The organism is Parabacteroides distasonis (genome assembly GCF_004793765.1).
GTDB lineage: Bacteria > Bacteroidota > Bacteroidia > Bacteroidales > Tannerellaceae > Parabacteroides > Parabacteroides distasonis_A.
Genome location: NZ_SRYM01000001.1, coordinates 1 through 14,468, shown reverse-complemented (window position 1 = coordinate 14,468; position 14,468 = coordinate 1). Strand labels below are relative to the sequence as shown.

Genomic DNA, 14,468 nt, shown 5'->3' with positions numbered 1-14,468 from the left:
GGTTTTTTTACAACCAAAATCACTATGACAAACGTTCTCTACGCAAAGTAATATATATCATACCGGGCTCATTCTTCGAACCCTTTTCTTTTTTCCCGTATCGAAATCGATTACCTCGACCCACTCGCCATGATTATCCCCGGATTCATCATCGTCCACGAGCAGTGATTTGTTCCGGTCGTTCACCAAGTAACCATGTTCCCGTAGCATGGACATGACAAGCGCCAGATCGCTGTCCAATGTCCGCTCATGCGTATACCCGAACGCCTCGTTACATAGTACAAGGAACATGAAGCTACTTTGCGTCACCGGCTCCGACCTACCCAAGTCTCGTTGTTTTCTTGAAGGGCTATTATCTCCTCTTCGCTTAACGGGCTCACAGCTTCCAATGCTATGATAGTACGAGAAAAAGGGTTACAACCCAGACGAAAGAGAATAGCGTTCAAAAGGATATACAGGTCTTCCCATGTACAATTATCCTTCAATACCTCCCGGAACCAAGCGGGCATGTCCCCTTTCTTGTTATGGATACCCAAACATACGATCTCAAAGATCAACTCGTCATATTTCGCCATCAACTCCGACAGTACACTATCAAACGTAACATCCTTATGAGCCACGATAGCATCCTTGTCCGCCTTGTCAATCCGCAAGAGTAACGGCCGTATCCTAAACCCGGTCCTTACCGTGATCGGGGTGATAACGATACTATCACCAACGTTCTTACCCGCCGGGATCGTCTCCGGCTTGAACTCGAAAGGAATCACGACTGACCGACTTGTCACCACGTCGCTCTCAATCTGTAGTGCTCGCTTTACGCTCATGATTTTCCTCTAAAATATAAGAGCCCCGGCAAAAACCGAGGCTCTAGACAACCTAAACAAAAAACATCATTCCGTGTCTTCCGATACGGCCTTCACCGCCCTGCTATACGGGGACGCTTGTTTGCCAGCCGCAGATACCGGTGTCATGATCGTGGCCTTTACCAATAAGAGATCGCAATTCTCCTTATCCGGGGCTTGGCTGATCTTCCCGAACACAGAGCACTTGACAAAGACATATTCCGTGAACTTACCTTGGTACGGTAGGCTCTGTAGCCTGATCGTCTTCAATATCGAGGGCGTAGACAAGGGAGCCTCCCATTTATCACCGGAAACGGTTCCCCCGCAAAACATTTTCATCTCGTCGCTCGTAGGAGAAGGGATAGTGAACTCTATACTGGAAGGATCTCCTTTCCGACTCACCACCGCCCAAGGATCCTCATGTCCCATGGACGTAAAACTAAGCTCCTTGGCATCCGAGAAATTGAACGTCACCGTATCCACGTCAACGCATTGGGTGAACTCGGTACCGGCCACGCCATCCCCGGGTTCCGCAACTCCTAAATACGCCACATCCAGCGCTAAACTTCTTTCCATATCACTAATCTAATTCTGTTATAACCTCTAATCTAATATTCGTACAATCGAAGCCATCCTTGGCCTCGCCCATAGGCTCAGACCAGACGATCCGAGATTTCCAATACATCCCCAACGGCGGCTTGATATCCCGCAACACGAACCTCACGCCTCGTACGGTCTCTATCATCAACTGTCGATCCGATACGCCTTTCGAGGGTCTCTTGACGAAGATATTGATATTTATCGATCCCTTGTTGACATAATCTTTCCCATTCAAGGCCAGAGAGCGGATCGTGATATGATTTCTTTTCTCGCCATCGCCGGATTGATCCTTATACAGGATAAAGCCCGTACTCGCCGGCTCAACCGCATTATATACAATATCCACTATATCAAACTGATCTGCCATGTTCAATATCCTTTCTCAGCGAGTTTATCAAATAACGTTCGACTCTGTTTCTTGATCCAATCCTCGGCATGTTCCGTGGCAACGGAGATAACATCCAGATTTTCGATTGCTTCCACATACTTGGCATAAGGCATAGCGGCTACACCTATCAATACCCAGCCATTCTTATAAAGGGGTAATAATTCTGATACGAGCCTTTTAGCCTCTCTCAATCCCGTATGTTTATCGGTACCTTTCTCATCTGACAACTCGTAGTTCTCGGTCAATATATCGCCATCCTTAACGATCACATAGCCGATTGAACTACGAAGATTGCCGGTATGATCCTGATAGTTCCCTTTTTTTCGAGCGATCTTCACGAACTCTTCCCCGGCACGTTGCAATAACTTGTATATCCGCTCTTCCGCCCGATCCACATAGTAATCGAACCAACGCCCTACTTCCCTATCACTCCACATTGGAGTCAAACCACCTTTCCTTGCCATAAGCTACACATAGATTACAGAGTGAGTCTGAAACGGTTCCCAGCTAATGATATCCACATCGAGAGCGATACTGTCAATCCGGATATGCTTCGCGTTTTCCACAGGACGGGCTTTGGTCGAGAACTCACCGTGTACGATAAATTCCTTCCCATCAGCATTCCGCTTCAACTGCTGTCCACTATTGGACGGGTAGTATTGCCCTGTAACCTCTATTTCCGTCGGTTTACCGGCAACCCATTCCCCTTTGACTAATTGGCAGGATTGAATCGTCACTATCGCTGTATGTGAATATCGCTTTACCATCTGTTTCTCGCCCTTCCTTTGGGTACCTCGATCTTATTGCCTATCAGTTCCGCTTTCTCAGGTTCTCCTCCCTCCCGGTATAGTCGTTTCGCCGTAGCGTCATACCATGCACGGGGATACGTGATAGAGAGCTTGTTTTCCGTGAAGTCCGGCAGACCGCCGACCATGGAATAAAGGTCGGCGGCCACCAGCTTTTGTTTTCGGATATCGATCGTCTTACTATCTTCTGTACCTTCAAAACCGCGTCCCGGCAAAACGACGTTATCCAAAAGATCTTCACAGTCAGCCAGACCGGGATAAGCGAGTATCGTATCTCGAATCGTCTTAGCCATGATTGTTATTCTCCGTTTTCAGTATCCTGAATCGTTTGATCCTCCGGTTCGACGGTTTCACCCAAGAATGTCGCCGGGATATCATCCGTACCCTCGGTATCCTCGGAAGCGTTCCAATCCTTCCCATCCACTTTCATGATGAACATGGCATCCGGATCATTCACGACAGGAATAGCGTTCGCTTCCGCTTTCGTCCATTCCTTGAACGGTTCCAGCTCAGACCATTTGGTTACCAAGATCCAATCCTGCTTAACCATGAGAGCGATTTTCTGCAAGGTAGCGGAAGACTCGGCGGCGATCGGCCCATGCTGAATGTCACCCACCTTCAAATCCTCCAAGAAGCATACACGCTTACGCTCCCAAGGATTGATCGTCTTACGACGATGGGCACTATCCTCGATACGGACAGCCGGGTTCACGGTAATGATCTTCACCGGGATCTCCTGCTCGGCCAGATACTCGTTGATGAGATTCTTTGTCACCAATATCTTGGAGGACGAATTAACCCATGCCTTTAACGTGTCGAACGTGGATTTCTGTTTCTTTAGCAAAGAGAAATCAGCCACATGCATTACAACGTAACGGATCGTCACCCCTTCGGCAGAAGCGGCCACAACCGTATCCTCAATATCCTGCAATCCATTGGCCGTTGTAGCGTTACTCCAGTCCGTAGTAGATTTACGCTGGTTCTTCTTCGGCATACCGCAACCGACAAACTCAGCCGTAACGACACCGCCATTGTTCTTTGCCGACAAATGGAAACCCGCACGGCTCATGAGCTGCATACACCACCATTCGAAACGGGCACGAACGGAGTTATACACGAAATCCTGATCCTTGAAACCCAGATTCAACAATGCCAACTGGTCCGCGTCACCTTGCGCGTCACGTTCCAATTGCTTGTACTCGTTGTAATCGCTCTCGTTCATGCCACGCTTGACGGCTGTCTTCGGGATATCGCCGGACAGCTTGCTGATCACCTCACGGGTCTTCTGCGGTGCGGAAGCGTCGAAAGAGATCACGTCTGCCATTACCGGAGCGCCTTTCTCACCGGTCAGAGTCTCCCACTTCAACGAGGTCTTTCTTTTCACCCCGAAGAAGTTCGGGAAGACAACCGGTTTCACATGACGGGTATTCAAACGGGCCGCCATGTTCTTTTTATTCACTTGCTTAATTAAACTTCTTTCCATATATCTGATTTTAATGGATTACACAAAACGGATAAACGACATTAATACCTTCAAGTCCTTATCTACCGGGAACGGCATACAGGATTCGTTTACCGTACCTCTTACCAATAACCCGGACTGCTGGTTGGCAACAGTCAAGTCGACTTTATTCATCGTGACAACCAATTCGCCATCATAAGGCAACTTGGCGGCTTTCGCAGCCTGTTTGTCTTTAGCCTGAACCAATACCTGACCTTTTGCGGCAGCACCGATAGTCGCTTCCAACGTGATCGTATCAAACTCCGCATTACTCTTATCAATAACCGTGATCTTATCGGACGCGCCTGTCAAAGCTCCACCAATCGTCACGAAGTCACCCACACCAAACAGATGATTCTTGGACACCTTATAAGTAGTTTCATTGCCAGCATCGGAAGCCATCGCCGTCTTCAATACATGATACAGCCCCGTTTCCGGATCTTTCACCACGATCACGATCGGAGGAAGCTCGTCCAACGACTTGCCATTGAACAAAGCGTTCCGCAAATCCCGGCGGTCAATCGTCCCACCGCCGATCACATCCTCAATAATCTTTTCAATTCCGGGAGGATACTGGAATTCTCTTTCTCTTTTTCTGTACATAACGTTACACTTTTCTTGGATTATTCAATACCCAGGTTCACCACACCGGGATTATTTGCGCTCTTGTCGGCATCCTGATCCATCAGCTTCGCCCAATCCGCCTCGGAACGCTCCGGAAGATTCATGGAACCGGGAGCGTAATCACCACGGGCCACGGCATCATCGATCGCCTTTTGCTGGATTTCGGTAAACTCTTCGGAAAGCGCCTTGATTTGATCCTCGATAGAGGTTTCCGAAGCCAAGTCCACACGTCCCAGCCAGTTATCCGGAAGACCAGCATCTTTCAACTGCTTACGGACTGTTTCTTTCTTAGCCTCGTTTGCCGAATTGGTAATGGAATCGCCCACCTTCTTAGCCATATCATCGACGCTCTTCCTCATACTTTCCAGATAAGCTTTCAGTTCCGGGCTAAGATCCTTCAACAGCTCTTCTTCCGTTTTCTTGTTCTTATCCGGATCTTCTACCGGTTTACCATCCTTCAACCCATGCTTGGCTTCATAAGCGGCGACAGCGGCCGTTTCAGCCGTAGTCTTAGCTTCATTCTCCGCTTCTTGGATTGCCGGAAGAATATTATCCTTGAACAGGTCCACGAAAGCCTCCATCCCCTCGGCTTTCTCAATCTTGAACGTCTTTTGAATACGTTCCGCATACTTCTCCGGCACGCCTTTTGTCTTACATGCCGCCTTGATTAAATCTAAAATTGTCATAAGAGTTTTCTGTTTAAAATATAAGGGAGAGAAAGAAAATTCCGGGTATAAAAAAAGCCCACCGGACAACCGGCAGGCTTCATTTCAATTATTCCTATAAGAATCTATCTTGTCAAATTATGTGATTGGATCTAAGCCATTGTTTGCCAGAAGGCGTAAGGCAATAGATCAAAAATGCGGCACAAGGTATGCCTATCACGGCGAATCCAATTATAGCTCCCATTACTTATTAGTTGTATCTATAATGAATCTCTTTAGTGCATCAACATATACCAAATGTTCCTGTCTTGCTATCAAATGAATATAAATATCCCTGTCCGCTCTCAATTCAATAGGGATATTTACAATATCTGATACTTCGTTCGATCTTATATATCTTTCAAACATCTTTGAAAACAAACGACTTCTAAATCTTTGTGGAGTTATGGTTTTATCCCGTCTCGCAATCTCATGCATATCATCACAATAGAAATACAAAATCATATTTTTGTTTTCTGCAAAAACCTCTCCTATGACGTTTGATATCTTAAAAAGAACCTCGGCACCTGTAGAACTTTCCCCTTTTATACTGCTGAGTGTCGCTTCTACGATCTCAATACAACATCCTTCGCTTACAAATAAATCCCTGACTTCGTCTGGTATGATGCTATATTCAATAGGAGAAAGCGTTACCCTATATTCATCCCCGGATTTGGAAAGAATAGAAACAGAAAAATCCATCTGCTAAAACTATGCTTTTATTTTAATGACAAAATCTTTTTTGTTTCGCAACTCTTCCAAATTTTCTCTTTTTCTTTCTCTTAGTTTGTCTACGAACCTCAATAGACCTTTTGAGGGACGATCTATAACAAACAATTCTTGCGTGTGAGAAGATAATTTGTTCATGATTCGTATATTATGTTTGTATTTTACTTTGCAAATATAATTATTATAGCGCAACAAACAATTATTACAACATCAAAAACAATATTTTTTTCTTTTTTCTTGCATAATTGAAAATAAGTGTTCACCTTTACGGTGTCCTAATTTATCAGCGTGGCGGGTGACTGCCGAACATAATTTTTGTGTCGGCATTTTTTATGCCCATACATGAACGTATTATAAAGTATAACGGTTTCGTACCCCCATGATACGGCTTAATGGCCGTAACTGCCGCGCTGGTGTAGGACAATGGGACAGGCGAAACCGTTTTTGTCTATCCACTTATAACAAACAATGTTGTATTATGTCCAAACAGCGTAACATTGATTTGTCGGGGAATAATAGTACCCAACAACCAACGGCCCAACCCTCCGAAATGGGCAAGTACTCCACTCCAGAACTGCAAGCCGCATTCAATACCGGTCGAGAGATAGGAAGAACCGAAGGAATGCTATACTACATCAAACATGCTTCCGAAAATATGCAAAAGGAAGCTGAGAAGCTAAGTGCAAAATTACAAATGCAAAGAGCGAAAGTATAGAAGGTGTCATCAACTGCCACAGGAAAAAGTTTTTCTGATTTATATATTATCTCAGAAAGACGTTACGTGGCAGTTACGTCAGTAGGAAATTTAGAGGGCATCGGGTGTATTCTGTAAACTGCCACTTTACTACAGAATCCCCTTTGCCCTCGCCTTTTTTCGGAAATATGAAAAATTCATCATTTAACGCAAAAGAAATTGCAAAAGTAAACAATGTGGCTATCATGGCAAGTAATGATCCAAGACAACTAGTTCCTATCAAACCTATTTGTGATGCTCTTGGCATAGATGCCAAAGCTCAACGTAATAGAATTGATCGTGATGAAATATTAAATTCAACCGGGGTCATCATGACCTCGGTTGCAGCAGACGGGAAAGAACGTGAGATGTATTGTATTCCCCTTCGATATGTCTTTGGTTGGTTATTTTCAATCGACACAAACCGTGTTGATGAAGAAGCAAGACCCTCAGTCATTAAGTACAAAATGCAGTGCTACGATGTATTATATGATCATTTCTCCTCTTACGCCAGCTTCGTCAACCAGAAACAGAAACGACAGGCTGAGGATTGGGCACGTATTCAGATCTTGAAGAAAGAATTCCATGAAGCCAAAAATAAGCTAGCCAAAGCCACAAAACAAATGAATATGACCGTGGACTACTCATTTGAGCAATGGAAGGCTAACGGGAAACAGCTTATTCTTGACTTTGACGATTAAAATTCCTAAATCGTTAGACAATTAGGAGATTATTTATATTTTTGCAAAAAGAGTAGTCTGATAGATTCAGCCGTGGATTGTAGTTCCACGTGTGATGGTCTATCGGGCTACTTCTTTTTTATACCAGTCAAAACCTTATCACTATCCGATATACTATAAAGGACCGCTTTTCCTGTTATATCTTCTCTTACAATAATCCAACTTTTCTCACCTTTCAAGTCAATTTCAAAGACATGAGAATATTTGATCATAGGATTATCCTTGTGGTATTCGGTATACCCCTTGTAATCCGAACCGGCGAATACCGCTCCTATATTTTTAATCAATTCGTTTTTCTCTTTCTTGAACTTATGAGGCTGATTCAAGAACTCTTTAATAGACTTTCCTGTCATTTTAACTTGTATCGGAAAATCTTTATGAGAGAATGAGCTATTTAACAAAGACTGTTTAGCCCAATTTTGTAGTTCTTTTGCCCTATCTTTTGAATATTGAATTGAAATACTATCTTTTTCTACTTTTCTATCACTAAGCAACCATTCCGCGAACTCCTCATGATCCATCATAATCGGCGTAGATATGCAAATACAAAACGGATGCCATCCTGTAAACTTGAAATCTTTCGAATATTGCCCCGCCTTTGCATCACACACAGGACACAGGCCATGATTCGATGGTGAACGTTCCACCTCTATACCGGTCACGAAGTCCATATTCTGCCAACGCTCGTAGTCGGCAGTACGAAACGCTTTATTTGTTTCCGTCGCAGCCAAGCGAAGAGCATTTTTATAAGACGAGCGATAAACACCCTGCCCCGGATGATAATCTTTCATCGGCTGGGATGGGACCAATTTGCCATTCGCGTCCCTTACACGGCGGAAACGACGGTTGGGTTCGTTTAGTAATTGCCGTATATCTTGGCTGATCAACGCTGCCGGACGACCAGAGGACAAACCCGAAGAAAGATAATGTTCCAGATTATCCATAGCTCCGTCCGTTATATCCCAGACACGGGAGGATATGGTTTTACCAAATTCATCCTTACGTTTCAACAGGGTATTCAGCGCATCTGCACTTCTGGAAAACATCTTATCCTTCAACGTACTGGATATGGCCATATCCTTGTTAGGGAACAGGGCGGGTTTCTTTGCCACTTTATTTCCCGGCACTCACGAAAGAAAGTGGCGGCGGCAAACAGCCGCCGTTCTCTATCAACTGGTTTTAAGGCTCTTTATGGACGTGTATTTCTCTAACCACACCTTTACCTGCTCCATGTTGTATTCGCCCGTGATGATTGCCGTATGGTCGTCTATGGCTACAAACCGGACACTCTCGTAGCTGTTTACCCAGCCTTGCAGTGAACAGACACCCCACGTTGCAACATCTTCAAAAACATTGCGGTCTATTTGGCTGATTGGCTCGCCGAAAACTACCGTCATTATCTGAAAGTCCGGTTTGTCCTCTAACAGTTGCAAATGGTGCAGCGTGCCGAACTCGTCAGTTTTACGCCCCCACGCCCACACATCATTATACAAATCATCGCCCCACTGGTGCGGATGGTCGAAACGGACTTTGACCGCTGTGGAATGCGGGTCGTCTTGGATGCCCTCAATAACCCCCGTTACCATTAAGCCCGTAAAAATGCACTCGCAACGCCTGCCGATAAGCTCCTTGTTTACTTCTGTCGTTTTCATATCCCTAAAATTACTTATTACTCTGTTACTTTTTCGCTATCCACTCGTCACGCCTGCGGCGGCACTCGTCCAGCGTTTTGGCTACTGTGCTGAAAAGTTCGCCGTCCGTGTGGCGGTAGTCATATTGAAAATAAATCTGTCCCCTGAAAGCCCCTAAACAGCATTTCACGAACTTTTCTTCTCCCGGTGTTTGGGTGATGCTTACCCCGTTTTTGTTAAGTGACTGCATGATGTTCTATTTTTTATGGTTATAATATCAGTAAGAAAAGCAACGATAGGAAAAGCAGAGCTACGCCCAGCGCATAAAGGGCTGAAAGGCAGACACGGAACAGGAAACAGGCGGCACGAAATACGATATACGCCGTTATCGCCGTGCCTGCTCCGGCTACGCTGGTAAACCGCCATGCAAGGCAGCACAGGAACGCCCGCCAAAGGATTTTATAAATGCTTTTCCGTTTCATCGCTTGGTTATTTTTAGCGGGCAGGGCTTTGACACCCCGCCCGGATTGGTATTTGATTATGCCGCACGGAACACAAAACCGTCATCAAACCAGTAATCGCACATAAACAGGTCACGGGCGAACTTTTCATAATCGAAATAGGTCTTTGCGAACTCCGGCAGGTCGTAACATTCCTCGATAATTTCATAGGCGAAATCTTCTTCATCGTCATATTGTCCCCGATACTCGTCCCGGAAATCACGTACAAGGTCGTCCGCATCTTCCTCGCTCAAATCATGGCTTTTATAGTTGCACCACACGAAAAAGGCTTCCTGCTCGGTGTCGCTCAAATCCTCCACCGCATCACGCAGGGAAAAGAAGTTTTCAGAAATCCAGCTTTCGCCGATTAAGCCCTCCGGCACGTTCTCCCAGTCCTGAAACATATATTCCGCATCTTCCTCGTCCTTGTGAAGTTCCCGGCAGGCTTCGTAAAATTCTTCCTTGTCCGAATAGTCCGAAAGGTCGAGCCATGCGCCGGACAATGAACCGTTGTTATACTTGGCGTAAGTGCCTACATAAACTTTTGCTTCCGATAATACCTTTGCTTCCATATTGCTGTAATTTTTAAGTTTTTGATTTTATGCGGATTTGAGAGGTGAGGGAGTTGAAGTTTCACTGAACTTTTTTCCTGTTTCCCGTAAATCCGACTTTTTTTTTATGCGTCTTCCGGTCGGGTCGGTCGTTTTCGTTTCACATAGGCTGGTTTGTGAAGGGGTCTTGATATGCAAATTTTTCCGACAAAAATTTTTTCCGACCAACGGGAAGCTGGAACAATTTTTTTCGATGAAACCCAATTTGCAGAGCCAAAAGCCCCCGTAGCTACCTTTGCCTATTGAAATGATAAAAACGACTGTCCCGGCTGGGGGACTGCATAATGAGGAAGATTTACAGATAGGGAAACAGGGGAAAAGTGCTTGTTCCCTTTCGTCTTTTAGGGAACACTCCATGCGGGCGGGAAAGGCAAGGGTATGGCAAGTTCACCTTGCGGTACGCTTGTGCGGGTTTCCAACGGCTCTTTTCACGAAAATCAGTCAGCCATGCCACGCACGGCTGGCGTTTCGGGGAATGTGCCAGTGGAAAAGGGAATAAAAAATGCGGGTAGTCGGTGGACTGCCCGCAAGGTGAAAGAATGTAAAATACTCGGATATAACTTATTAGGTGGTATTTCGTTACCGAAATCGTTACCTGTTTTGTTACCAACGGTATATAGGTAACTGAAAATTTACATGGCGACTTCCTTGTAAATCTTCTCGATGCCGACAAACTTCTTGTCAAGCCCTTGCATATCGCTGCCTATTTTGCTGTTGGTGATGCGGGCGTAAATTTGGGTCGTTTCGATATTGGTGTGTCCCAGCATCTTGGACACCGTTTCAATAGGTACGCCCTTTGACAACGTGGTAGTCGTTGCGAACGTGTGACGTGCAAGGTGAAAAGTGATAGGCTATGCAAAGAAACACAGAGAGGTAAAGATTAAACGTAAGTCGTTTGAAATGAACGGTATTTCAGCATTCTGCCAAGTAGAGAAAATGCAAACGGCAACGGAATATTGAGGTTGTTCAGTTACCAAACCGTTAGCCGGGCAGTTACCGAAACAGGAATAGGTAACGGCAGGCAATGAAAAGAAACCCTCACCGTTTTATTTGCGCTCATACACAGTGTTTTGCATATCAAGGAACGCTTATACGGCAAGTAATTTTGCACTAAAAAATATAAGCGTATGAAAGTAGAAAAATTCAAGGTGCTGCTCTACCTCAAAAAGAGCGGACTGGACAAGTCGGGCAAGGCTCCCATCATGGGACGCATAACCGTGAACCGCACGATGGCGCAGTTCGGATCTAAGCTGTCCTGCACTCCCGAACTGTGGAATCCCCGTGAAAGCCGTCTGAACGGCAAGAGCAAGGAAGCGGTGGAAACCAATGCCAGGATTGAAAAACTGCTGTTGGCGGTGAACAACGCTTTCAACAGCCTTGTGAGTCGTAAAGTGGATTTTGAAGCCACCGATGTGAAGAATCATTTTCAAGGCAGCATGGAAACACAGATGACTCTCATGAAAATGACGGATGTTGTCTGTGACGACCTCAAAGCCCGTATCGGCATAGACCGCGCGAAAGGAACTTATCCCGGCTATCACTATATGCGTCTGACCCTCGGAGAGTTCATCGAGCATCAGTACAAGGTCAAGGACCTGTCATTCGGGCAACTGACGGAACAGTTCATCCACGACTATCAAGCATTCGCTATGGAAAACAAGGGATATGCGATAGATACCGTCCGCCATCATCTTGCCATCCTGAAGAAGATATGCCGTCTGGCTTATAAGAAGGGGTATGCCGACAGGAGCCATTTCCAGCATTTTACCTTGCCGAAGAAGACTGAAACGACACCACGGGCATTAAGCCGTGAATCGTTTGAGAAAATCCGGGATGTGGAAATACCTGCTTACCGCAAATCCCACATGCTGGCAAGGGATATGTTTCTCTTCGGATGCTATACCGGAGTCTCTTATGCAGATGTCGTTTCAATTACACATACCAATTTATATACGGATAAGGACGGGGCTTTGTGGCTGAAATACCGCAGAAAGAAGAACGAACTCCGTGCCAGCGTAAAACTATTGCCCGAAGCTATTGCGCTTATCAATAAGTACCATAGTGAGGACAGGGAAACCTTGTTTCCTTTACTTCGCTGGTCAAATCTCAGAAGGCACATGAAAGCGTTGGCGGCATTGTCAGGAATCAAGGATGACTTGTGCTACCATCAGGCCCGCCATAGCTTTGCCTCGTTGATAACGCTTGAAGCAGGCGTTCCGATAGAGACCATCAGCAGGATGTTGGGACACTCCGATATCTCCACCACTCAGGTATATGCCCGTGTAAGCCCGAAAAAACTATTTGAGGACATGGACAAGTTCATTAAAGCGACCGAAGATTTCAAACTCACTCTTTAACACTTAAAGAATAATATGCGAAGTACATTTTCATTATTACCCTACATCAACCGCAGCAAGGTAAAGGCTGACGGTACGACCGCCGTATTGTGTCGTATAACCATTGACGGCAAACAGACCGTCATCAGTCCCGGAATTTATTGCAGACCGGAAGACTGGAACGGCAGGAAGAACGAGATAAAGTCCGCAAGGGAGAACAACCGTTTACGGGAATACCTGCGCCTGATGGAAGAAGCCTACTTAGAGATACTGAAATCGCAAGGTGTGGTCAGTGCGGAGATGCTGAAGAACCATATCACCTTGAACAACATCCATCCGACGACCCTCCTGCAAATGGGGGAATGGGAAAAGGAGCGTTTGAAGAAACATTCCGAGGAAATAGACTCAACTTCTTCCTATCGGAGTTCAATGTATTACCAGAAGTACCTGACAAATTATCTCATGTCTTTGGGCAAGAAAGACATAGGCCTTGAAGAAGTCACGGAAGACTTCGGCAAAGCCTACAAAGCGTTTTTGAAGAGATGCAAGAATTTCGGGGCTTCCCAAACCAACCATTGCCTGCGTTGGTTGAACCGCCTGCTGTATCTGGCAGTCGATAAGGAGATTATCCGCGTGAACCCTTGTGAGGAAATGGAATATGAAACCAAACCGGAGGCAAGGCACAGGTATATCAGCCGTGAGGAGTTCAAGAAGATACTTTCCACCCCGATGTATGACAAGCGGATGGAACTGGCAAGACGGGCTTTCATCTTTTCGACCCTTACCGGACTGGCGTATGTGGATATAATGCTCCTGCATCCACATCATATCGGGACGAATGCGGATGGTAGGCGGTACATCCGCATCAACCGCAAGAAGACAAAGATAGAGGCGTTCATTCCACTGCATCCCATAGCGGAGCGGATATTGTCGCTGTATAACACGACTGACGATGAACATCCCGTGTTCCCGCTTCCCAATCGGGATGCCCTGTGGTTTGAGATTCATGAGCTGGGTGTAATCATAGGGAAAGAAGACAACTTGTCCTATCATCAAAGTCGGCATAGCTTCGGTACGTTCCTGATTTCATCGGATATACCTATCGAGAGCATCGCTAAAATGATGGGACATTCCAATATCCGGACGACACAGGGGTATGCACGGATAACCGATGATAAAATCTCCAGAGATATGGACAAGCTGATGGAACGCAGGAAAATACAATCTATCGGCGAAAAGACAGACAACAATAAGTAAACAGTATCAATTCAGTACATTATGGACAGAGGAATAATAACAATCAGTGAAACGGGTGTAGTCATTATGCCGACAGCACCTATATGGATGACACAATTTGAGATAGCCGACCTGTTCGGTGTGTTCTCATGCGATGTCCGCAAGGCGATCCGTTTCATCTACAAGAACAAGGAACTGAACAAACTTGGCACGATGAAGTATCTCAAGCAACCGGATGGTATCAGTTACGATGTCTATAACATTGAAGTGATTATAGCCGTTGCATTCAGGATATGCAGTAAAGAGAGTGTCTTGTTCAGACGGTTTATAATAAATGAAATTAGCACCATTAAGAAAGCTACGACGATTACACTATTAGTTGCCAGCGTCAGAGGTAATAACCGATGGTATAGTTGAGGTTCATCCCGTCAGCCACTCGTTCCCGATGCACGGATGCAAAGGTAGCGTATGGCTTGATGGCAGCGGC

The 14,468-nt window shown here is 45.5% G+C and carries 21 protein-coding genes and 1 pseudogene; 5 read left to right on the top strand and 17 right to left on the bottom strand.

The window, feature by feature from the left end; all coding sequences use genetic code 11:
• Positions 1-57 precede the first annotated feature (57 nt).
• From E5342_RS00120 to E5342_RS00070, 11 genes are all read right to left on the bottom strand, one after another.
• Positions 58-327: a hypothetical protein gene (locus E5342_RS00120; protein ID WP_008780367.1), complete on the bottom strand. Its 270-nt coding sequence runs from the start codon at positions 325-327 to the stop codon at positions 58-60.
• Positions 306-824, bottom strand: a complete 519-nt coding sequence (locus E5342_RS00115; protein WP_057316556.1) for a hypothetical protein — start codon at positions 822-824, stop codon at positions 306-308. Before E5342_RS00115 ends, E5342_RS00120 begins: the two co-directional genes overlap by 22 nt.
• 66 nt (positions 825-890) lie before the next feature.
• Positions 891-1,418 carry a hypothetical protein gene (locus E5342_RS00110; RefSeq protein WP_057316558.1) on the bottom strand — a complete coding sequence of 176 codons (528 nt, stop codon included), beginning with the start codon at positions 1,416-1,418 and terminating at the stop codon, positions 891-893.
• Positions 1,419-1,422: 4 nt separating this feature from the next.
• Positions 1,423-1,809, bottom strand: a complete 387-nt coding sequence (locus E5342_RS00105; protein ID WP_057316560.1) for a hypothetical protein — start codon at positions 1,807-1,809, stop codon at positions 1,423-1,425.
• Between the two features lie 2 nt (positions 1,810-1,811).
• A complete protein-coding gene (locus tag E5342_RS00100; RefSeq protein WP_135958545.1) occupies positions 1,812-2,294 on the bottom strand; it encodes an HK97 gp10 family phage protein in 483 nt (160 codons plus the stop codon).
• A 3-nt stretch (positions 2,295-2,297) separates the two neighbouring features.
• A complete protein-coding gene (locus E5342_RS00095; protein ID WP_135958544.1) occupies positions 2,298-2,597 on the bottom strand; it encodes a hypothetical protein in 300 nt (99 codons plus the stop codon).
• Complete coding sequence (locus tag E5342_RS00090) at positions 2,591-2,929, bottom strand: hypothetical protein (protein WP_135958543.1); 339 nt, start codon at positions 2,927-2,929, stop codon at positions 2,591-2,593. Before E5342_RS00090 ends, E5342_RS00095 begins: the two co-directional genes overlap by 7 nt.
• A gap of 5 nt (positions 2,930-2,934) precedes the next feature.
• On the bottom strand, positions 2,935-4,119 hold the full coding sequence (locus tag E5342_RS00085) for a major capsid protein (protein WP_057316565.1): 1,185 nt from the start codon (positions 4,117-4,119) through the stop codon (positions 2,935-2,937).
• An 18-nt stretch (positions 4,120-4,137) separates the two neighbouring features.
• Complete coding sequence (locus E5342_RS00080; protein ID WP_135958542.1) at positions 4,138-4,740, bottom strand: hypothetical protein; 603 nt, start codon at positions 4,738-4,740, stop codon at positions 4,138-4,140.
• Positions 4,741-4,760: 20 nt separating this feature from the next.
• Positions 4,761-5,447, bottom strand: coding sequence for a hypothetical protein (locus E5342_RS00075; RefSeq protein WP_135958541.1), 687 nt, complete (start codon positions 5,445-5,447; stop codon positions 4,761-4,763).
• Between the two features lie 222 nt (positions 5,448-5,669).
• Entirely contained in the window at positions 5,670-6,167 is a 498-nt protein-coding gene (locus E5342_RS00070) for a hypothetical protein (RefSeq protein ID WP_135958540.1), read from the bottom strand.
• 505 nt (positions 6,168-6,672) lie between these two features.
• Here E5342_RS00070 and E5342_RS00065 point away from each other — a divergent pair.
• Positions 6,673-6,909, top strand: coding sequence for a hypothetical protein (locus E5342_RS00065; protein ID WP_135958539.1), 237 nt, complete (start codon positions 6,673-6,675; stop codon positions 6,907-6,909).
• A gap of 167 nt (positions 6,910-7,076) precedes the next feature.
• Positions 7,077-7,628 carry a phage antirepressor N-terminal domain-containing protein gene (locus E5342_RS00060; protein WP_008780355.1) on the top strand — a complete coding sequence of 184 codons (552 nt, stop codon included), beginning with the start codon at positions 7,077-7,079 and terminating at the stop codon, positions 7,626-7,628.
• Positions 7,629-7,735: 107 nt separating this feature from the next.
• Here E5342_RS00060 and E5342_RS00055 read toward each other — a convergent pair whose 3' ends face one another.
• From E5342_RS00055 to E5342_RS19540, 6 genes and pseudogenes are all read right to left on the bottom strand, one after another.
• Complete coding sequence (locus E5342_RS00055) at positions 7,736-8,779, bottom strand: hypothetical protein (RefSeq protein WP_246867028.1); 1,044 nt, start codon at positions 8,777-8,779, stop codon at positions 7,736-7,738.
• Between the two features lie 57 nt (positions 8,780-8,836).
• Positions 8,837-9,319 carry a DUF7258 domain-containing protein gene (locus tag E5342_RS00050; protein WP_135958538.1) on the bottom strand — a complete coding sequence of 161 codons (483 nt, stop codon included), beginning with the start codon at positions 9,317-9,319 and terminating at the stop codon, positions 8,837-8,839.
• A gap of 25 nt (positions 9,320-9,344) precedes the next feature.
• Positions 9,345-9,548 carry a DUF3873 domain-containing protein gene (locus E5342_RS00045; protein WP_010799829.1) on the bottom strand — a complete coding sequence of 68 codons (204 nt, stop codon included), beginning with the start codon at positions 9,546-9,548 and terminating at the stop codon, positions 9,345-9,347.
• A gap of 19 nt (positions 9,549-9,567) precedes the next feature.
• On the bottom strand, positions 9,568-9,780 hold the full coding sequence (locus E5342_RS00040) for a hypothetical protein (protein ID WP_135958537.1): 213 nt from the start codon (positions 9,778-9,780) through the stop codon (positions 9,568-9,570).
• A 56-nt stretch (positions 9,781-9,836) separates the two neighbouring features.
• Positions 9,837-10,370, bottom strand: a complete 534-nt coding sequence (locus E5342_RS00035) for an antirestriction protein ArdA (RefSeq protein WP_135958536.1) — start codon at positions 10,368-10,370, stop codon at positions 9,837-9,839.
• Positions 10,371-11,041: 671 nt separating this feature from the next.
• Positions 11,042-11,257: pseudogene (locus E5342_RS19540) on the bottom strand (tyrosine-type recombinase/integrase); the annotation flags it as partial.
• 279 nt (positions 11,258-11,536) lie between these two features.
• On the opposite strand from E5342_RS19540, the gene E5342_RS00015 reads away from it, so the two are divergent.
• Genes E5342_RS00015 through E5342_RS00005 form a run of 3 tightly spaced genes read left to right on the top strand, consistent with a single transcriptional unit; the run spans position 11,537 to position 14,398 of the window.
• A complete protein-coding gene (locus E5342_RS00015; protein ID WP_135958534.1) occupies positions 11,537-12,766 on the top strand; it encodes a site-specific integrase in 1,230 nt (409 codons plus the stop codon).
• Positions 12,767-12,781: 15 nt separating this feature from the next.
• Positions 12,782-14,002 (top strand): site-specific integrase, encoded by a 1,221-nt coding sequence (locus E5342_RS00010; protein ID WP_135958533.1) that lies wholly within the window; start codon positions 12,782-12,784, stop codon positions 14,000-14,002.
• Positions 14,003-14,023: 21 nt separating this feature from the next.
• A complete protein-coding gene (locus E5342_RS00005) occupies positions 14,024-14,398 on the top strand; it encodes a hypothetical protein (protein ID WP_135958532.1) in 375 nt (124 codons plus the stop codon).
• Positions 14,399-14,468 lie beyond the last annotated feature (70 nt).